The sequence below is a fragment of the Flavobacterium sp. CBA20B-1 genome (assembly GCF_028473145.1).
Classification (GTDB): Bacteria; Bacteroidota; Bacteroidia; order Flavobacteriales; family Flavobacteriaceae; genus Flavobacterium.
Genome location: NZ_CP092370.1, coordinates 904,653 through 923,601 on the forward strand (window position 1 = coordinate 904,653; position 18,949 = coordinate 923,601).

Annotated in this window: 18 protein-coding genes and 2 tRNA genes; 9 read left to right on the top strand and 11 right to left on the bottom strand. The window is 34.7% G+C overall.

Annotated elements, in window-relative coordinates; genetic code table 11:
- The first annotated feature begins 80 nt into the window (after positions 1–80).
- Both MG290_RS04600 and MG290_RS04605 read left to right on the top strand, forming a co-directional pair.
- On the top strand, positions 81–371 hold the full coding sequence (locus MG290_RS04600; protein ID WP_264562713.1) for a DUF202 domain-containing protein: 291 nt from the start codon (positions 81–83) through the stop codon (positions 369–371).
- Positions 372–374: 3 nt separating this feature from the next.
- A complete protein-coding gene (locus MG290_RS04605) occupies positions 375–815 on the top strand; it encodes an FKBP-type peptidyl-prolyl cis-trans isomerase (RefSeq protein WP_264562714.1) in 441 nt (146 codons plus the stop codon).
- Positions 816–964: 149 nt separating this feature from the next.
- Here MG290_RS04605 and MG290_RS04610 read toward each other — a convergent pair.
- Positions 965–1,038, bottom strand: a tRNA-Arg gene (locus tag MG290_RS04610).
- Between the two features lie 24 nt (positions 1,039–1,062).
- Positions 1,063–1,136: transfer RNA gene (locus MG290_RS04615), tRNA-Arg, on the bottom strand.
- Positions 1,137–1,374: 238 nt separating this feature from the next.
- Here MG290_RS04615 and MG290_RS04620 point away from each other — a divergent pair.
- Both MG290_RS04620 and MG290_RS04625 read left to right on the top strand, forming a co-directional pair.
- Entirely contained in the window at positions 1,375–2,730 is a 1,356-nt protein-coding gene (locus MG290_RS04620; protein ID WP_264562715.1) for a T9SS type A sorting domain-containing protein, read from the top strand.
- A gap of 204 nt (positions 2,731–2,934) precedes the next feature.
- Positions 2,935–3,408: a hypothetical protein gene (locus tag MG290_RS04625; RefSeq protein WP_264562716.1), complete on the top strand. Its 474-nt coding sequence runs from the start codon at positions 2,935–2,937 to the stop codon at positions 3,406–3,408.
- Here the strand turns inward: MG290_RS04625 and MG290_RS04630 are convergent.
- Positions 3,405–3,830 (bottom strand): DoxX family protein, encoded by a 426-nt coding sequence (locus MG290_RS04630; protein ID WP_264562717.1) that lies wholly within the window; start codon positions 3,828–3,830, stop codon positions 3,405–3,407. The two genes, MG290_RS04625 and MG290_RS04630, sit on opposite strands and share 4 nt — an antisense overlap.
- A 155-nt stretch (positions 3,831–3,985) precedes the next feature.
- Here MG290_RS04630 and MG290_RS04635 point away from each other — a divergent pair, with 155 nt between their 5' ends.
- The 3 genes from MG290_RS04635 (at position 3,986) to secA (ending at position 8,103) form a co-directional block, all read left to right on the top strand.
- The gene (locus MG290_RS04635) at positions 3,986–4,558 is read left to right on the top strand and encodes a cob(I)yrinic acid a,c-diamide adenosyltransferase (RefSeq protein ID WP_264562718.1); all 573 of its coding nucleotides are present in this window, start codon (positions 3,986–3,988) and stop codon (positions 4,556–4,558) included.
- A 109-nt stretch (positions 4,559–4,667) separates the two neighbouring features.
- On the top strand, positions 4,668–4,889 hold the full coding sequence (locus tag MG290_RS04640; RefSeq protein ID WP_014166495.1) for a DUF2795 domain-containing protein: 222 nt from the start codon (positions 4,668–4,670) through the stop codon (positions 4,887–4,889).
- A gap of 88 nt (positions 4,890–4,977) precedes the next feature.
- Entirely contained in the window at positions 4,978–8,103 is a 3,126-nt protein-coding gene (gene secA / locus MG290_RS04645; RefSeq protein WP_264562719.1) for a preprotein translocase subunit SecA, read from the top strand.
- Between the two features lie 64 nt (positions 8,104–8,167).
- Here secA and gcvT read toward each other — a convergent pair whose 3' ends face one another.
- The 5 genes from gcvT to MG290_RS04670 all read right to left on the bottom strand — a co-directional run bounded on the left by gcvT (position 8,168) and on the right by MG290_RS04670 (position 14,295).
- Positions 8,168–9,250 carry a glycine cleavage system aminomethyltransferase GcvT gene (gcvT, locus tag MG290_RS04650; RefSeq protein WP_264562720.1) on the bottom strand — a complete coding sequence of 361 codons (1,083 nt, stop codon included), beginning with the start codon at positions 9,248–9,250 and terminating at the stop codon, positions 8,168–8,170.
- A 72-nt stretch (positions 9,251–9,322) separates the two neighbouring features.
- Positions 9,323–11,725, bottom strand: a complete 2,403-nt coding sequence (locus MG290_RS04655) for a heavy metal translocating P-type ATPase (protein ID WP_272586191.1) — start codon at positions 11,723–11,725, stop codon at positions 9,323–9,325.
- Between the two features lie 197 nt (positions 11,726–11,922).
- Positions 11,923–12,636: a type IX secretion/gliding motility protein PorT/SprT gene (porT, locus tag MG290_RS04660; RefSeq protein ID WP_257498527.1), complete on the bottom strand. Its 714-nt coding sequence runs from the start codon at positions 12,634–12,636 to the stop codon at positions 11,923–11,925.
- Between the two features lie 3 nt (positions 12,637–12,639).
- The gene (ubiE, locus tag MG290_RS04665; RefSeq protein ID WP_264562722.1) at positions 12,640–13,368 is read right to left on the bottom strand and encodes a bifunctional demethylmenaquinone methyltransferase/2-methoxy-6-polyprenyl-1,4-benzoquinol methylase UbiE; all 729 of its coding nucleotides are present in this window, start codon (positions 13,366–13,368) and stop codon (positions 12,640–12,642) included.
- Between the two features lie 129 nt (positions 13,369–13,497).
- Positions 13,498–14,295, bottom strand: coding sequence for a DUF2797 domain-containing protein (locus MG290_RS04670; protein WP_264562723.1), 798 nt, complete (start codon positions 14,293–14,295; stop codon positions 13,498–13,500).
- Positions 14,296–14,374: 79 nt separating this feature from the next.
- Here MG290_RS04670 and MG290_RS04675 point away from each other — a divergent pair, with 79 nt between their 5' ends.
- A complete protein-coding gene (locus tag MG290_RS04675; RefSeq protein WP_264562724.1) occupies positions 14,375–15,889 on the top strand; it encodes a GH3 auxin-responsive promoter family protein in 1,515 nt (504 codons plus the stop codon).
- 15 nt (positions 15,890–15,904) lie between these two features.
- A complete protein-coding gene (locus MG290_RS04680; protein ID WP_257498531.1) occupies positions 15,905–16,348 on the top strand; it encodes a hypothetical protein in 444 nt (147 codons plus the stop codon).
- Between the two features lie 49 nt (positions 16,349–16,397).
- Here MG290_RS04680 and MG290_RS04685 read toward each other — a convergent pair whose 3' ends face one another.
- The 3 genes from MG290_RS04685 to MG290_RS04695 are packed head-to-tail and all read right to left on the bottom strand — an operon-like array spanning position 16,398 to position 18,833.
- Positions 16,398–16,847 carry a DUF5004 domain-containing protein gene (locus MG290_RS04685; RefSeq protein ID WP_264562725.1) on the bottom strand — a complete coding sequence of 150 codons (450 nt, stop codon included), beginning with the start codon at positions 16,845–16,847 and terminating at the stop codon, positions 16,398–16,400.
- Positions 16,848–16,905: 58 nt separating this feature from the next.
- Positions 16,906–17,763 (bottom strand): tetratricopeptide repeat protein, encoded by an 858-nt coding sequence (locus tag MG290_RS04690; RefSeq protein WP_264562726.1) that lies wholly within the window; start codon positions 17,761–17,763, stop codon positions 16,906–16,908.
- Complete coding sequence (locus MG290_RS04695) at positions 17,754–18,833, bottom strand: hypothetical protein (protein WP_264562727.1); 1,080 nt, start codon at positions 18,831–18,833, stop codon at positions 17,754–17,756. Before MG290_RS04695 ends, MG290_RS04690 begins: the two co-directional genes overlap by 10 nt.
- Between the last annotated feature and the right edge of the window lie 116 nt (positions 18,834–18,949).

The following is an 18,949-nucleotide window of genomic DNA, read 5'->3' on the forward strand; positions in this document are numbered from 1 at the left end:
TCAAAATGTTGTTTTGAAATTGAGCTGATAGGTTGCGGCTTTTTTCTTCAAAAAAACATAAATTTGTACAAAATCGAACCATGAAAAAAGATTTAATTTTACGAGAAAAATTAGCCATTAAACGCACGCATTTAGCCAATCAAACCACATTACTTGCTTTTCTGCGAACCGCAATGTATTTCTTTGTAGCAGGCTTATCAATCAATGAATTTTTAATTTTTGATAAAAATCATTTAGTTGCAATGGGTATGTATGTATTTTCGTTGCTCATACTTTTTTATGGAGGAATTAGTTTTGTGAAACAACGCAAATGGATTTCGGAGCATGAAATGCACATTGGCGATTATAAATTAGCATACGAAAAAGAGTAAATTATGAGTGTAGCAGCATTATTATTAAAGCGTAAACAAGAATTAGCAGAAAAAAATAAACGCGAAGGCAATGTTTATCGAGAAACTTTTAGCCAGCAAGAAGGAGTAATCGCGCTTCCAAGTGGTGTTTTATACCGAATAACAGAAGAAGGAACGGGAATTTACCCCACTCTTGAAAGCAAAGTGCGTTGCCATTACCACGGAACCAATGTGTATGGCGAAGTATTTGACAGTTCCGTTGAAAGAGGAAAACCCGCCGATTTTCAAATTAATAAATTAATAAAAGGTTGGCAGGAAGTAATGCCTTTACTGAAAGTAGGTTCTAAAGCTGAAATAGTAATCCCGGCCGAAAGTGCATACGGCGAAGAACAAATTTCAAAAGAAATAGGACCAAATAGTACGCTGGTTTTTCAAGTAGAATTAATCGATATTTTAATTTTATAAAAATAAATGAGTTATAAAAAATCTATTAGTAAGTGCATTTTCAAATGCCTAAATTAATTTATAGCTTAGCTTCCTAAGGTTATCTTAAAAAACTAAGATAAGATTCATTTAAAGCAAAAAAAGCAACCCTTTTTGAAGAGTTGCTTTTGTGACGATGGCAGGATTCAAACCTGCAACCTTCTGAGCCGTAATCAGATGCGCTATTCAGTTGCGCCACATCGCCATGATGCTTTAATTATTTTTTTTGTGACGATGGCAGGATTCAAACCTGCAACCTTCTGAGCCGTAATCAGATGCGCTATTCAGTTGCGCCACATCGCCTTGTTCTGTTTTTGAACGGTGCAAATATAGGGCGTTTTTAATACACAAACCAAAAATTTTACTCATTTTTTTGAATAAAAAACAAATGTGTTTTATAAGTTATTTATTTTTAATAACTTGTGGTTATTAAAAATTGTGTTTACATTATTTTAATACTTAAAATATCTTTTATATATGATAAATAATAAGTCTTAATATATCGGACGTTCAACATTAAAGCATTTAATAAAATCAACAAATGGTAAATTTTTACAAAAAAATCGGAAAAGCAACAGTAATTGTTGTATCATTATTTACAGGAACAACAATACAGGCACAAGGTAGCCTTTGGGCTTGGGGTTATGGAGACAACGGACAATTGGGTACAGGAAATACTACTAACCAAAACAGCCCCGTGCAGGTAGGTACAGCTACCAACTGGTCGCAGGTAAGTTCAGGGAATGCATATTCTCTTGCCTTGAAGTCAAACGGAACACTTTGGGCTTGGGGTATGGGAGTATTCGGGCAATTGGGTACAGGAAATAATACTAATGAACACTCTCCTGTGCAGATAGGTACAGACACCAACTGGGCAAAGATAAGTGCTGGACATATACATTCTCTTGCTATCAAATCAAACGGTACGCTTTGGGCTTGGGGTTGGAACAGTTCTGGACAATTAGGTATAGGAAATACCACTGTCCAATACACCCCCGTGCAGATAGGTATAGCTAGCAACTGGTCGCAGATAAGTGCGGTAGGAAGTGATCATTCTCTTGCTCTTAAATCAAACGGTACGCTTTGGGCTTGGGGAAATAATAGTAACGGACAATTAGGTACGGGAAATACTACTAATCAACTCTCTCCCGTGCAGATAGGCACAGCTACCAACTGGTCGCAGATAAGTGCAGGAGCGAACTATTCCCTTGCTATTAAATCAAACGGTACGCTTTGGGCTTGGGGAAATAATAGTGACGGACAATTGGGTACTGGAAATACAACTGACCGAACCAGTCCCGTACAGATAGGTACAGCTACTTGGGTATCGATAAGTGCAGGAGCGAACCATTCCCTTGCTATTAAATCAGACGGAACACTTTGGGCTTGGGGACGTAATAGTGCCGCACAATTAGGTACAGGAAATTCCACACAACAAATCAGCCCCGTACAGGTAGGTACAGCTACCAACTGGTCGCAGGTGAGTGCAGGGGGGATACATTCTGTTGCTATTAAATCAGACGGAACACTTTGGGCTTGGGGAATAGCCGACGGGACTTACCAATTCTCTCCTGTGCAGATAGGCACAGCTACCAACTGGGCAAAGATAAGTACAGGGTTTAATTTTAGTTTCGCGTTGGATAATACATCAGTAGGTATTGATAAAATAAATATACAAAACTTTGCTGTTTATCCAAATCCAGCTAACAGTATTCTGAATATTAATAGTAACATACAAGAAAATATAAAAATCACAATTGTTGATATAGCTGGTAAATCCCTTGTGGAACGAACCTTAAAAACAGGTAACAATACCATTAATATAAGTAGTTTTGCCAATGGCGTTTATTTCATCAAAACCGAAGAAGGCGGTTCGGTGAAGTTTATTAAAGATTAAGTTCTTTTTTAAATTCGCAAAGTAAAAAAAACATTTCTGATTTTTTCAGAAGTGTTTTTTTGTTTTAAACCATTATCTTTACATCAACAATTAAACAATTAGCGAATAAACGATTAAACAATTAAAATTAAGTCATAATTATCGGACGTTCGACAAATCAACGATTCAACAATAAAACAACTCTATAATTCAGTGTTTTCGTATTTGCAATTTTTATTAAAATCTACCAATCAGCATGGTGTTCATTCGCCTTTTGTTTACAATTACATTACTAAAGGTTTGTATGAGGTGAAAAAAGATGCCAACATATCCCATAAAACCAATCAATGGCTATTGCAATCAATACAATACTTTAAACCAACAAAAATTTGTTTTTTTGATGAAGGTTTGTCAGTAGTGGCTTGCAAAGTAGATACTATTAAAATTGTTGAATTAACCGAAGCAGATTTAATTTTAGATCGCTATGAAACTAAAAATCACGCACGCATACTTCAAACAATAGGAAACATGGACAATTCACAACTTTTGTTGATTGCTTCGTACAAAAAATATCCAAAATCTTTCTTTGATGCATTACGACAAAACCCCGAGATTACTCTGGTTATCGATTTTTATTACGGTTGCTTGGTTTCAAAACGAACCGAACAACCGAAACAAAATTTTTTTATTAGGTATTAAAAATAGGTTCGCTTCTCCATTCTAGCATCAATACTGTTATCTCCGGGACCAGCAATCATTAAAAACACAAAACCTATTAAATATAAAAAGCTCATTTCTGCTTCACCAAATATTTGCCAACCGTGCACAGTTGTGGCTACCAACATAGTTATTATAAGCGGAATCAATGCCCATCTGGTGTATAATCCAAAAATTAATAATATCGAACATAAAATTTCAGCAATAATTGCCAAAATTAATGATACATGCGATCCCAAACCTAAAATACTTAGAAATTGGGTTTTTAGCGTTTCAAAGTGAACAATCTTAATCCAACCGTGATTACTAATCATTAATCCTCCTAAACAAAGGCGTAACAATAACAAACCAAAACTCAAAAGTTTAGGAGCTGTTTTTGTAGCACTAAATTTCATACTTTTCATGCAATTTTTATGTTTGCTGAAGTTGTTTTGCGCTTTTTTAAACCAGCAAATACTTCAACAAAATAGATTTCTAATTAAATAAATTACAATTTACTCAATTAAAGTTAAACGCACAACTTATTTTTTTAGTGTATCTTTACGCAAAAGAATTTTTTATGAAAGTTTATACAAAAACTGGCGACAAAGGAACCACCGCTCTATTTGGAGGAACACGCGTACCCAAATACCACATACGCATAGAAAGTTACGGAACGGTTGATGAATTAAACTCGTATATTGGGCTTATTCGCGACCAAGAAATGCAAACAATTTATAAAGAACAACTTATTCGCATTCAAGACCGCTTGTTTACGGTTGGTGCTATTTTGGCAACCGATCCTGAAAAAGCAATTTTAAAAAACGGAAAAGAACGACTGAATATTCCAAAAATTTCAGAAGAAGATGTGGCTTTTTTAGAACAAGCAATAGACGAAATGGAAACCGAATTGCCACAAATGACGCACTTTGTATTACCCGGCGGTCATACAACCGTGTCATATTGTCATATTGCGCGTTGCGTTTGTAGAAGAGCAGAGCGTTTATCAACCCATTTGAATGACATGGAACCGACAGATGCAATGGTTTTAAAATATTTAAACCGACTTTCTGACTATTTATTTGTATTGGCACGGAAGTTGACCTTTGACCTAAAAGCCGAAGAGGTGAAATGGATCCCCGAAAAAAATTAGGCGATTAAAAAACACAACGTTCTTTTATTTAGAAATATTTAATGAAAAAAGAATTGCTTTTTTCATTATAAAATTTATTTTTGCACAGAATTACTAAAAATATACAAAGATGTATTGGACATTAGAATTAGCATCGTATTTAAGTGATGCCCCATGGCCAGCTACGAAAGATGAGCTTATAGATTATGCTATCAGAACTGGTGCGCCTTTAGAAGTTGTAGAAAACTTGCAGTCAATCGAAGACGAAGGTGAAATCTATGAGTCTATGGAAGAAATTTGGCCAGACTATCCTTCGGATGAAGATTATCTTTGGAACGAGGATGAATATTAGAAATATATAGCAAAAAAAGGTCTCGGTAATTAGGAGACTTTTTTTGTTACTAAATAGCACGGAATATTAATATTAAAACAACTTATTTATGAGTATCATAAATAGTATCTTAAAAGCATTTGTTGGCGATAAGTCGCAGAAAGACGTAAAAGCGATCCGCCCAATTGTTGATAAGATCAATCAATACTATAATTCGTTTGAAAGTTTAACAAACGACGAATTAAGAGCGAAAACCATTTCTTTTAAAGAAAAAATCAAACAATCGCGAGCTGATCAAGATGCTAAAATTGCATCATACCGCGATGAATTAGAAAAAACCTCTGATATCGACAAACGCGAAACAATCTACGCTTCAATCGACACTTTAGAAAAAGAAGCTTATACCCTATCGGAAAAAGCTTTGTTCGATATTTTACCAGAAGCTTTTGCTGTGGTAAAAGAAACAGCACGCCGTTTTACAAACAACAGCGAACTGATTGTTACAGCTACCGAACAAGACAAATTGTTTGCAGAAACAAAAGGTCATGTTCGCATTGAAGGCGATAAAGCAATATGGTCTAATACATGGGAAGTAGCAGGCAAAATGCTAAGCTGGAACATGATACATTACGATGTGCAAATGATTGGTGGTAGCGTGATTCATCAAGGAAAAATAGCAGAAATGCAAACAGGTGAAGGTAAAACATTGGTATCAACCTCACCTATATACCTGAATGCATTAACAGGAAATGGTGTACACGTAGTAACAGTGAACGATTATTTAGCAAAACGTGACTGCCAATGGAATGCTCCTTTGTTTGAATTTCATGGATTAAAGGTTGATTGTATCGATAACCATCAACCCAACTCTGAAGGTCGCAGAAAAGCTTATCAAGCCGATGTTACTTACGGAACAAACAATGAATTTGGTTTTGATTATTTGCGTGATAATATGGCACATACACCAGAAGAATTGGTGCAACGCAAACACAACTTCGCAATTGTGGATGAGGTTGATTCTGTTTTGGTTGATGATGCACGTACACCTTTGATTATTTCAGGACCTGTCCCAATGGGCGATCGTCATGAATTTTTAGAATTGAAACCAAAAGTTGATGCATTGGTAGCACAACAACGCCAATTATCAAACGGATTTTTAACCGAAGCAAAACGTTTAATCAAAGCAGGCGACACCAAACAAGGTGGTTTCAATTTATTGCGCGCTTATCGTGCATTGCCAAAAAACAAAGCTTTAATTAAATTTTTGTCTGAAGAAGGTGTGAAACAAATCCTTCAAAAAACCGAAAACCATTTCATGCAAGACAACAGCCGTGAAATGAAAAAGGTTGACGAAGGTTTATTGTTTGTAATCAACGAAAAAAATAATCAAGTTGAATTGACAGACAACGGTATCAAAGCACTTTCGCAAGGTATGGATGAAAACTTTTTCATTTTACCAGATATCGGAACCGAAATTGCCAAGATTGAAAAATTAAACATTTCTGCTGAAGAAATGTCAGAGAAAAAAGAAATTTTATTCCAAGATTTCGGAGTAAAATCAGAACGTATCCACACATTAACTCAATTGTTAAAAGCATACGCCTTGTTCGAAAAAGATTCGGAATACGTGGTGGTTGATAACAAAGTTATGATTGTTGATGAACAAACAGGTCGTATCATGGATGGTCGTCGTTATTCAGACGGATTACACCAAGCGATCGAAGCTAAAGAAAACGTAAAAATCGAAGCGGCTACCCAAACATTTGCAACCGTAACCTTGCAAAACTATTTCCGTATGTACAGCAAATTGGCTGGTATGACTGGTACAGCGATTACAGAAGCGGGAGAGTTTTGGGAAATTTATAAATTAGACGTAGTAGAGATACCTACCAACCGCCCTATGGCACGTGAAGACCGCGAAGATAAAATCTACCGCTCTATCCGTGAAAAATTCAATGCGGTGATCGATGATGTTGTAGAGTTATCACAAGCAGGTCGTCCGGTATTAATCGGAACCACATCGGTAGAAAACTCTGAATTGTTAAGCCGAATGTTAAAAATGCGCGGTATCAAACACAACGTGTTGAACGCAAAATTACACAAACAAGAAGCACAAATTGTAGAAGAAGCAGGAAATCCTGGAGTTGTAACCATTGCAACCAACATGGCAGGTCGTGGTACCGACATTAAACTAGCTCAAGAAGTTAAAGACGCTGGTGGTTTAGCAATCATTGGTACAGAACGTCACGATTCTCGACGTGTGGACCGCCAGTTACGTGGTCGTGCAGGTCGTCAAGGTGATGTGGGATCTTCTCAATTCTATGTTTCATTAGAAGATAATTTAATGCGTTTATTTGGATCAGAACGTGTTGCAAAAATTATGGACGGAATGGGCTTAAAAGAAGGCGAAGTAATTCAGCACTCTTGGATGACCAAATCTATCGAACGTGCGCAAAAACGAGTAGAAGAAAACAACTTTGGTGTTCGTAAGCGTTTGTTAGAATATGACGATGTGATGAATGCACAGCGCGAAGTGGTTTATAAACGACGCCGCCACGCACTTCACGGTGATCGTTTAAAAGTTGATATTGCTAACATGATGTTCGATTTGTGCGATTATCTGGTAGAAGGAAACAAAGTAGGTAGCGATTTCAAAAATTTCGAATACGATTTAATTAAGATTTTCGGAATGGAATCTCCGTTTACAGTTGATGAGTTCAACAAGTTAAGCGATGCAGAGCTAACCGATAAATTATACGAAGTTGTTTATAAAAGATATCTTGCAAAATGCGAAGAAAGCGCTATTGAAGCTTTTAAAGTAATCAAAGGCGTACATGAAAACGGTGGTTACGAGCGCATGGTTGTACCTTTTACAGATGGTCTAAAAACCATAAACGTAGTTACCGATTTAAACAAAGCGTACGAAAGCGAAGGTAAAACCCTTATCAACGATTTTGAGAAAAACATTGTACTTTCTATTGTGGACGAAGCGTGGAAAAAACACCTGCGCAAAATGGATGAATTAAAACAATCGGTTCAATTAGCTGTTCATGAGCAAAAAGATCCTTTATTGGTTTATAAGTTCGAAGCGTTCAATTTATTTAAAGATACCATGCAAAGTATCAATAAAGATGTCATTTCGTTCTTAATGAAAGGTGATTTGCCAAAACAACCAGAGCAAGAACCAACAAATAACGAACCCCAAATAAGAACAAACGGTTCATTTACGATTTAATGTTGTAATAAAAAAACTCCAACTTTAACTAGTTGGAGTTTTTTATATCTGTATTTAAATATGATTATTTCTTATAAAAAGGCGTTTTAACAACTTGTGCTTTTACATCGTTTTTACGAATGCGGATAAAAATTTCTGATCCTTCTTTTGCAAATTCTTTGTTTACATACCCCATACCAATCCCTTTGTTTAAAGATGGAGATTGTGTTCCCGATGTAACATGACCAATAACGTTTCCTTCTGCATCAACAATTTCGTAATCGTGACGTGGAATTCCGCGATCGATCAATTCAAAACCGATTAGTTTTGTAGCTACACCGTTTTCTTTATCGGCTTTAATGTTTTCACTGTTTACAAAATCTTTGGTGAATTTGGTAACCCAACCTAAACCAGCTGCAATTGGCGAAGTAGTATCATTAATTTCGTTTCCGTACAAACAATATCCCATTTCTAAACGCAAGGTATCGCGTGCTGCTAAACCAATTGGTTTAATTCCGAATTGTTCGCCTGCTTTCAATACTTCATTCCAAATATGCACAATATCCTCGTTTTTAGCATAAATTTCAATGCCGCCCGATCCTGTGTAACCTGTTGCCGAAACAATCACATTTTCTTTTCCTGCAAAAGTTCCAACTTCAAACGTATAAAACTTCAAGTTCGCTAAATCAACATTTGTTAAACTTTGCATTGCTTCGTTTGCTTTGGGACCTTGAATTGCCAATAAAGAATATTGGTCTGATAAATTTTCAAATGCAGCATTCATTGTGTTTTGAGAAGAAATCCATTCAAAATCTTTATTAATATTGGATGCATTTACAACCATTAAATATTCCGTATCGCTCACTTTATAAGTGATAATATCGTCAACAATTCCCCCTTTATCATTTGGTAGATAGCTGTATTGCGCTTTTCCAGGAATCAAAACAGCAGCGTCGTTACTTGTTACTCTTTGAACCAAATCTAAAGCTTTATCTCCCGAAATTTTAAATAATCCCATGTGCGATACATCAAAAACACCCACATTGTTTCTTACCGTTTCATGCTCAATATTAACGCCTTCGTATTGAACCGGCATATTAAATCCTGCGAAAGGAACCATTTTTGCTCCTAAAGCTAAGTGAACGTCGTTTAAAGGTACTTGTTTCATATTTTTTGACTGATATTATTTTTTATTGAGCGAAATTACATCAATTTTAAACGATTAACAATTTTATTGATTTTATAATTTCACATTTCGCAAACGCAACGCATTTGTAATTACCGAAACCGAACTTAAACACATTGCCAAGGCAGCAATCATGGGAGAAAGCAGCATTCCTGTTGCGTGATACAAAACTCCGGCAGCAACTGCAATACCAATAACATTGTAAACAAAGGCAAAAAACAGGTTTTGCTGAATGTTTTTCATAACGTGTGTACTAAGGTTATATGCTTTTTTTAAATTTGAAAAGGAATTGTTTAACAGCGTGATTTTAGCAAAATCTTGTGCCAAATCTGATCCGTTGCCCATTGCAATTCCCACATCGGCTTTTGCAAGAGCGGGGGAATCGTTAATTCCGTCGCCAATCATGGTGATGATTTTTCCTTCTTTTTGGATCGATTCTATCATTGCTAATTTATCTTGAGGAAGCTGTTGTGCAAAAACTTCATCAATTCCCACTTGATGTGCAATAGCGTTTGCTGTTAGCTGATGATCGCCCGTTAGCATAATGATTTTTATGTTTTTAGAATGAAGATAGGCTATGGTTTCTTTCACTTCGGGTTTTAACGCATCGTGAATGACTGCCAAACCAACCACTTCATTATTTATAGCGATGTACGAAATCGTTTTTCCTTGATTTTGAATTTCAGTTACTTTCGATTTTATTTCTGTTGCTACTTCCAACTGATTTTGATTCAGCAATGCTTCGTTTCCTAATAAGATTTTTTTGCCGTTTATCATTCCCTGTATACCTTTACCTTGAATATTCGCTACCATTTTTGTCGGTTTAAAATCGATCTTTCGTTCTTTTGCTTTATCGGTAAATGCTTTGGCAATTGGGTGTTCGCTGCTTGCATTTAAATCGGCAGTAATCTTAATCAATTCATCTTCTGAAAAATCTTTCAAAGGAATAATTTGTTCCAACGACGGTTTTCCTTCGGTAAGCGTTCCGGTTTTATCGGTAATAATTACATTTGTTTTCTGTAGCAATTCCAAAGCTTCTGCTTTTTTTATCAAGATTCCGTATTCGGCTCCTTTGCCAATTCCAACCGAAATGGAAACGGGCGTAGCCAATCCCAATGCACACGGACACGCAATGATTAATACAGCAATAGCATTTTGCAGACCGAATAAAAGTGATGCTTCGGTTGAAACAAATCCCCAATAGATAAAAGTTAACAGTGCAATTAAAACGACGATTGGTACAAAATAACCCGAAATTTTATCGGCTAAACGTTGAATCGGTGCACGCGAAAGACTGGCTTTGTTCACCATTTCAACAATCTGCGCAATGGTTGTTGTTTGGCCAATTCGGGTTGCTTTCATTGTAAAAGATTGATCGGTATTAACGCTTCCTGCCAAAACCTCATCATTTTCTTTTTTATTTATAGGCAAAGGTTCGCCCGTTAGCAATGCTTCGTTTACAGATGTTTTTCCGGATAATATAATACCATCAACAGGGATTTTTTCGCCTGGTTTAACCAATAATTCATCGCTAATCTGAACTTTGTCAATATCAATTTCTGTTGAATTTCCGTTGATTAAAATGGTTGCTTTCTGCGGAACCAAATTCAATAAATGTTCTAAAGACGATTTTGTTTTTTGATGCGCTCGGGCTTCTAACCATTGTCCTAAAATCATCAAAGTAAAAATCACGGCGACACTTTCAAAATAAATTGGCAAATGATCGTTTGTATGAAATGCATGCGGATTAAAAAGTACGTAAACCGAGAATAAATAAGCCGCAATTGCTCCTAAACCAATTAAACTAAACATGTTTAAATTCCACATTTTAAAGGAAATATACGCACGTTTCAAATATTTTCTTCCCAAAAACAACACAGCGGTTGTACCAATAAATTGTGACCAAAGTGCAACGTTGAAGGGGATTATTTTATAGATAAAACTATCGTGGCTCATGCCAAACATGGCAATAAAAAACACAGGAATTGTTATAGCTGCCGATTGTATCAACAGCTTTTTTAGATGGATCAGTTCATCATTATTATTGGTTGAACCGCCAATTTGAACCAAATCCATTCCGCAAACGGGGCAACCTACATTACTATCATAAACTTTATCGCCTTCGCATAACATGGGACAATAATATTTGCCAGCTAAATGTTCTAACTGTTTTGGTGGTTCGTTATGATTGTTGTGGTTGTGAACCGCATGATGGGCAATTTCTGAAAGTTCTTCAGATCCGTCATTATTCACAGTAATTTCCTGAATGGTATATGGACCTTTGTTTGAAAGTGCGTGCTGTAAATCTTCTAAAGCAATTCGTTTGTTCGATTCTATAACAGCTTCCGCAGGATGCAGACTTACTTCTACGCAATCGGCAACGGTTTGTAACGCTTCGGTAACTTTGGCTTGGCAGCCGCTACACGTCATTTCGTTGATTTTATATCGGGTTTTCATCATTTTACTTTTTTTTGTAAAATTACGACCAATACCCAAAAACCGACTTACATAATTATAAAAAAGGTTTGTATAATTTTATTTGGGGATTCATATCTTTGGATAACACAACACTTTCAATTTAAGTGAAAAAATGTAAAATTTAGAATTTAGAATTCCAACCAAATAGAATAATAAACAGATAGATTATTAATCTTTTAGTGAAACGTAAAGTTAATAAACAACCCACGTGTTTTCATAGATTCTATATCACCTGTCCAGGGGCTGTTTGGATTTTTGTCGCGAATAAGTTCGTCTTGTAAACCAAATACGCCACGGATGGAAGGTGTAAATTTAAAATGTTCAAAGTATAAATCAACTCCTAAACCTAGTTCGTAGTTTGCAGTCCATTTTTTCATTCTAAAACGTCCTTGATAGTTATCGTCTTTAGAGGTTTCATTGCTGCTTAAGTTTAATGATTGCGAAATACCTGTTAAGATATACGGACGAATATTTCCGGCTCTCAATGCAGAAAACTTCAGCAATATAGGAAAATGTATATAAGTTGAAGCTACATCGCGCGTATTTTGATCAGGGTTGGTAATGTGCGGAAAAATCAATTTTCTGCGGGTGTAATACAATCCTGGTTCAAATCGCAAATCTAGATATTCCATTAAACGTAAGTTTCCCACCAAACCTACATTAAAACCAGTTGTTGGTTCAACTAAAATTTCGTTGCTTCCATTTTTATCGAGAAAACTTTTAGAATAATCAAACTTAAAATTGTACGAGCTAAATCCTAAATAATATCCGTAATGAACCCTTTGTTGATCCCATGTTTGCTGGTTTTTGTAGGGATTTTTCCCAAACATGCCTTGTGCAGATAACTGAACCGAAGCAAATAAACAAATGGCAATAAATAAATTTTTCATATTTTATTTTGATGCTGAATAAATAGTTGCAACACCCATTGTTTGTGGAGTGTGCTTTACATTTTTAAAACCAACTTTCCGTAAAATGGCATTTAATTCTTCGCCATAAGGAAAGTTTTTTGCCGATTCTGATAAATATTCGTAGGCTTTTTTGTCTTTAGAAAACATTTTACCCATTAGCGGCATAAAGGTTTTCATATAAAAATTGTACCCTTGTTTAAACGGAAATTTTGTAGGAACCGAGGTTTCTAAGATAACAAAAATTCCGTTAGGTTTTAAAACGCGAGCAATTTCAGACAAGCCTTTTTCCAAATTTTCAAAATTGCGTACTCCAAAAGCAACGGTAATTGCATCAAAAGTATTGTCCTCAAATGGTAAATTTTCAGAATCGCCTTGTATCATTTCAATTTTGTGATGTAAGGCCAAAGCTTTTACTTTTTCTTTTCCAATTTCTAGCATTCCTGCAGAAAGGTCTAAGCCAACAATGCGTTTTGCATTCGATTTTGAAAGTAAAATTGCCAAATCACCTGTTCCGGTGGCGATATCTAGGATTGATTCGGGATTGGTTTCAGAAACCATTTTCAGTACATTTCTTCTCCAACCTTGATCAGTTCCCATGGAAATCATTCGGTTTAAACTATCGTAATTTCCAGAAATTGTATCAAACATTTGCTCAACTTGCTGTTTTTTACCAAGATTAGAATCTTTATATGGATTGATTTGATCGGCCATTTTTAAATTGAAATTTTTACAAATATACTTATAATAAAAATAGTATATAAACGTATGGTATCAATTAATAGTGAAAAGGACTACTAAAATTTACACAAAAGAATTGTTGAATGCAGCAATATGTTGCAGCTATTCGATATTAAGGATAACCTTATACCCCTCATAACTGCGAAGGTTGAAAACCGTACCGTCTTCAAACATTAAATACTGCCCTTTTACTCCAATAAGTTTGCCCTTAAAATTTGGTGTTTTGTCTATATTTAAACTAGTGCACGATGTCAGGTATTGCTCCACCGGATACGCTAATTCATAGACAGTGTGCGCAGTGTTTCGGAAATAAGCATGTACTTCTTCAGGCAAAAGGGCTTCTATTTTCTTTACTTCTTGATCTAAATCCACAGAAACAATTTGGTTAAGCACCATTTTTCGCCAGTTGGTTTTATCGGTATAATGTTTTTTTAGGGCTACTTCGGTAATTCCGGCTAAATACCTGTTGGGAACTTCAACCACAGGAATCGCAGCCGATGCGCCTTGGTCAATCCATCTGGTGGGCACTTGCGTTTTTCGAGTCACACCAATTTTTACATCACTTGCCACAGCCAAATATACAATATGTGGTTGCAATTGAACCTTTTTTTCATATTCTAAGTCGCGATCTTCAATGTCTAAATGGGCTGTGCTTAGTTCTGGCCGCATAATCCAATCTCCTGCTGCAGCACTTTTCATAAAACAATCATAACAAAAACCTTGTCTAAAAATTTTCTTCTCTTTTTTGCAATTCAAACATTGGTAGCCAACATGTTGAATTTCAATGTCTTTATAAATAATTTGATTGATATGAATAAAAGCCTGATCAAAAACCAAGTAATATTGTATAGGATTTGCTAATTCGGTATGCATTTTATTCAAAACTCCTTCGTATTGCATAAGATTTTTTATATTTTTGAATGAATTGTAAAAGTACAAAGTAAATAGAACACTTTGCAGTTTGCGCAATTAAAAAATCATGGCATTATCAATTATCAACTCTATTGTTTCGTGGATTTTAAAAAAACGGATACATCAAATAGAACTATTTATTAAGTATCCCCACGATGTGCAAAACGAATTGCTGTTGCAACTAATTCAACGGGCAAAATTTACCGAAATAGGGAAGAAGTACGATTTTTCTTCGATTTTCAGCTACAGCCAATTTGCTGAGCGTGTTCCGGTTTCAACCTATGAAGAAGTGGAACCGCTTATAGAACGCAGTAGAAAAGGTGAAAGTAATATTTATTGGCCCGAACCAATTAAGTATTTCGCAAAATCGAGCGGTACCACCAATGCTAAAAGTAAATTTATACCTGTTAGTACCGACGCTTTAGAAAATTGCCATTACAAAGCGGGGAAAGATATGCTGTGTTTGTATTTAAACAATAACGAAGATTCGCAACTTTTTACAGGGAAAAGTCTTCGTTTGGGCGGAAGTAAACAGCTTTATGCGGACAATAACACAATTTTTGGTGATCTTTCGGCTATTTTAATTGATAATTTACCTTTTTGGGCAGAATTGAGTTCAACACCAAACAGCAAAGTTTCATTAATGAGCGAATGGAACGAAAAAATGAAAGCCATTGTAAAAGAAACCAAAAACGAGAATGTTACCAGTTTATTAGGCGTACCTTCGTGGCTATTGGTTTTACTGAACAATGTGATGCAAGACGTTAACAAATCTAGTTTGCTTGAAATTTGGCCCAATGCCGAAGTGTATTTTCACGGGGGAATCAGTTTTGAACCCTATCGCGAACAGTACCAAAAACTTTTTCCTAAAGAAAATTTTCGTTTTTATGAAAACTATAATGCTTCCGAAGGATTTTTTGCCATTCAAGACCGCAATAATGCAAATGATATGCTGCTCATGTTAGATTATGGTATTTTCTATGAATTTATTCCAATGGATACATTTGCAACATCTCACCAAAAAACTGTATCTTTAGCCGATGTTCAAATGAATAAAAGCTATGCGGTGGTTATTACAACCAATTCGGGTTTATGGCGCTATTTGATAGGAGATACTGTTCGGTTTACTTCATTAAATCCGTATCGAATAAAAATCACGGGGCGCACCAAGCATTACATTAATGTTTTTGGCGAAGAATTAATGATTGAAAACACCGACAAAGCGCTTGCAATAACCGCAAACGAATTTCAGGTTGATATTGTAGAGTACACGGTTGCACCGGTTTTTATGGAAGGAAAAGAAAAAGGAGCGCATGAATGGATGATTGAGTTTAAAAAGGATCCATCTGATTTAAAAGCATTTGCAAAACGATTAGATGAAAACATACAAAACATTAATTCTGATTACGAAGCCAAGCGTTACAACAGCATGACACTTAATGAGTTAAAGTTAAACGTGGCAAAGCCAAACCTTTTTCATTTGTGGTTAAGCAAACAAGACAAGTTGGGCGGACAAAATAAAATTCCCCGTTTGTCAAACGATCGCTCTTATTTGGAACAATTAAAAACATTGAATAATTAATAGTAAATAAATAATATGAATGAACAACCAGTAAATATTAATTTCAGATTAATTAATATTACAACAGAAGAGTTTAAAGTAAATGAAACAGAAACAGAAAACGGAACTTTAGATTTGAATTTTGATTTTCAATTTGGCGTTAATAATGAAAAACACTTTGTGAAAACCATTGCTAAGTTCAAATTTTTATTAGATAAAGTAGAAGTGATGGATGTGGCTGTTTCTTGCGAATTTGAATTTGAACCAACCGGATGGCAGTTTTTTGTTAAAGGCGAACAATTAATTTTACCTAAAGGATTATTGCAAGAATTGGCAATGTTTACCATGCACACCACTCGCGGAGTATTGCATTCAAAAACAGAAGGTCATAAATACAACCGCTTATTTATACCAATGATTGGCGGCGAATTTATAAAGCAAGATTTAGCAATTCCGTTAAATCCAACAACGGTTAACTAAAAAATTAAAAATCCGTCTTAATAAATTTTAAGACGGATTTTTATTTAGATTATCGTTTTAAATAAGCGTAAATTTCTGTTCCTTGTGGCGGTGTGTCTCCGTCATCTGAAATCATTTTTACTTTTAAATCGGTAGTTGTTAACGAAATTACTTGGAAAACTATTGTATAATCGTCATCTGAATCAATCAAAGTTACATATTTGTTAGACTCATTATAAGACCACGTTCCTGGCCAATTTTCTGTTGAACAATCTTCAGTTGGGTTGTGGTACACCTCATCTTTAGTGCCACCAACTTTTAAATCGTAATAATCATAATCACAAGGTTCTGATTTTAAATCTTCAGTATCGGTTAATGTACCATCTTCGTAAGTTTCAGACTTAACTAAATTCCATTTTCCTTCTAATTTAGCTTCAGGCGTAACAGGAGTTGTAGTATTATCGTCGTCTTTACAGCTAACTAATGATAATAATGCAGAAAAAAATACTAATTTTTTCATAAGTAAATATTATTAAATTTTCAGCAAAGATAGTTTTATAAATGAATAAAACAAATTTTTATAATTCACTAATTTCCAATTCAATATCGTGTAAAAATATTTCGTCGAAGCGTTCAATATAAGGTTCGTTCAATTTATCATTTTGCAGATATAGTTCTTTTGCTTTTAAAAAATGTTGTTTTGCTTTTTCGGTGTTGTTTTTTAACACATAAATCTGTCCGGCATAAAAATTCAATTCAGCTTTCACACTATAGGGCATCGCCAATTGTTCTTCTAAATAGTAAAGCGATTTATCAAAATCATTCAATTTAAAATAGCACCGTGCCAAATAAAAATTACTTAAAAAATCGTCTTTTGGATCAGCACCTTGTTCTTTAAGCAGGGCAAACAAATAATTAAAGGTATCAATTGCTTTTTTATATTTACCCAACTGATAGTATGCTTGCGCTTTTAAAAGTAAACACGATTCGCCATGACACGCTTTGTAGGGTAATTTACTAATTTCAATTACTTTATCCACATCTTTAATAGTACTTTCGTAATCGCGGTAAAAATACAACATGCTCCACGCTTTGTATTCCAATGCGGCTGTTTTTCCGTTTGTTGTATCAATCTTCACAGCTTTATTAAGCATTTCCATAGCTTTTATGTGTTCACCTGCTTTTTTATAAGAATATGATGCCCGCTGCATATATTCCACATGATTAGGAACCGCCATTAAGGCACTGTCTTTGTATGTTCGATGCATTTCCGAAGTTTGATAAACAGTTTGTGATAAGTCGTGATATTTATCAGCCAACTTCATACGTTCTTCTTTTGATAAATGAGAAAACGGATTGGATTCCTGAGAATACGAAGAATGATAAATCCCGATAAAAATAAAAATATTATATAAAAAGATTCTCTTTAAGGCCATACTTCAGTTATTTTTCCATCAGTAACTTTAAACATTAAAAAACGATGCGTATCTGTCTGAATTTTTTCAGGAAGATCCCATTCAGTAATTTTGCTTATTTGTTGTATTAAATGTTTAATCAATTTTGGATTATAAGAAGCAGATTGATAATTTGTGTCCATTTGTTCTAAACCAAATCTTCCCACTTTTCCTTCACAATTTATAGCAAAATGTATGGTAATAAATCCGTTGCCTTTTGTTGTTGGAGCATCTTCGATTAATCGTTTTAATAAAGCATTATTGCCATTTGTATAAGAAATGTCAGGTTCAAAATTGTAATATTCGTTCGGACGACGATCCCAACACATTTTAAAATTGGATGAATTAATCTCTTGGTTTTTGGCAGAATTTAATGTGTAAACATCAACAATTTTTTTAGTTTCGGCATAATGAACAAAAGAAAATTTGTCTTTTTGAAGATTTGTTAACTGATACCAACGATTGTTAAGGTTTAATTCACCATCATAAAAACTAAAGAAAACTTTATTGTCAACCAGTTGAAAAGCAATATTTTTAATTTCTTTTTCAGTGAAAAGTATCGTATTATTTAAAGTGTAAGTATACGTGATTTCTACATTCGATGAATCTAAAAAATAAATTTCGCGCTGTATTTTTAAATCCCGATTATGAATCATTGCCACCTTATCTAATTCAGTTGTATATCTTTTGCCTTTAATTTCTCTCACTTGATCAATTGTAAATTCATCATTTTCCGTTTTAAAATAATGATAATCTTGTTTGTCTTGATTAGAAATATAGTAAAGAGATATTTTGTTGTCAGTAGCAATCAATTTTATTTTTAAATCCAAGGTGTCTTTTTCAAAACTACGTGATGGCATTACATTGTATTGACTTTCATCGTTTGAAAAAAAATAGAGTGAATCGTTTTTCTTTTTTGAAAATGCTAAATATGCTGTATTAAAATCTTCATTTCGATACCCCGCAACATACAAATCATTTTCGGTTTTGGTTTGTGCCTGAGAAAAAGTGATCGACAAGCAGGAAAGAAAAAGTATGAGTATTTTTATCATTTTGTGTATTTAAGTGTTTCCACGAAAATAGCAAGTAAATTTTTACAAAAAATCTTTTTAACAAATATATAAGTGTTTTGTATGTAAACAAAAAGGAGATTTCAAGTTGAAATCGC

Coding starts and splice junctions, on each gene's coding strand:
- ubiE (WP_264562722.1), bottom strand. CDS start 13,368: ATGGCCGATCAAATCAATCCATATAAAGATTCTAATCTTGGTAAAAAA.
- MG290_RS04600 (WP_264562713.1), top strand. CDS start 81: ATGAAAAAAGATTTAATTTTACGAGAAAAATTAGCCATTAAACGCACG.
- MG290_RS04655 (WP_272586191.1), bottom strand. CDS start 11,725: ATGAAAACCCGATATAAAATCAACGAAATGACGTGTAGCGGCTGCCAA.
- MG290_RS04635 (WP_264562718.1), top strand. CDS start 3,986: ATGAAAGTTTATACAAAAACTGGCGACAAAGGAACCACCGCTCTATTT.
- MG290_RS04690 (WP_264562726.1), bottom strand. CDS start 17,763: ATGGCCTTAAAGAGAATCTTTTTATATAATATTTTTATTTTTATCGGG.
- MG290_RS04675 (WP_264562724.1), top strand. CDS start 14,375: ATGGCATTATCAATTATCAACTCTATTGTTTCGTGGATTTTAAAAAAA.
- secA (WP_264562719.1), top strand. CDS start 4,978: ATGAGTATCATAAATAGTATCTTAAAAGCATTTGTTGGCGATAAGTCG.
- gcvT (WP_264562720.1), bottom strand. CDS start 9,250: ATGAAACAAGTACCTTTAAACGACGTTCACTTAGCTTTAGGAGCAAAA.
- MG290_RS04630 (WP_264562717.1), bottom strand. CDS start 3,830: ATGAAAAGTATGAAATTTAGTGCTACAAAAACAGCTCCTAAACTTTTG.
- porT (WP_257498527.1), bottom strand. CDS start 12,636: ATGAAAAATTTATTTATTGCCATTTGTTTATTTGCTTCGGTTCAGTTA.
- MG290_RS04605 (WP_264562714.1), top strand. CDS start 375: ATGAGTGTAGCAGCATTATTATTAAAGCGTAAACAAGAATTAGCAGAA.
- MG290_RS04640 (WP_014166495.1), top strand. CDS start 4,668: ATGTATTGGACATTAGAATTAGCATCGTATTTAAGTGATGCCCCATGG.
- MG290_RS04695 (WP_264562727.1), bottom strand. CDS start 18,833: ATGATAAAAATACTCATACTTTTTCTTTCCTGCTTGTCGATCACTTTT.
- MG290_RS04680 (WP_257498531.1), top strand. CDS start 15,905: ATGAATGAACAACCAGTAAATATTAATTTCAGATTAATTAATATTACA.
- MG290_RS04670 (WP_264562723.1), bottom strand. CDS start 14,295: ATGCAATACGAAGGAGTTTTGAATAAAATGCATACCGAATTAGCAAAT.
- MG290_RS04685 (WP_264562725.1), bottom strand. CDS start 16,847: ATGAAAAAATTAGTATTTTTTTCTGCATTATTATCATTAGTTAGCTGT.
- MG290_RS04620 (WP_264562715.1), top strand. CDS start 1,375: ATGGTAAATTTTTACAAAAAAATCGGAAAAGCAACAGTAATTGTTGTA.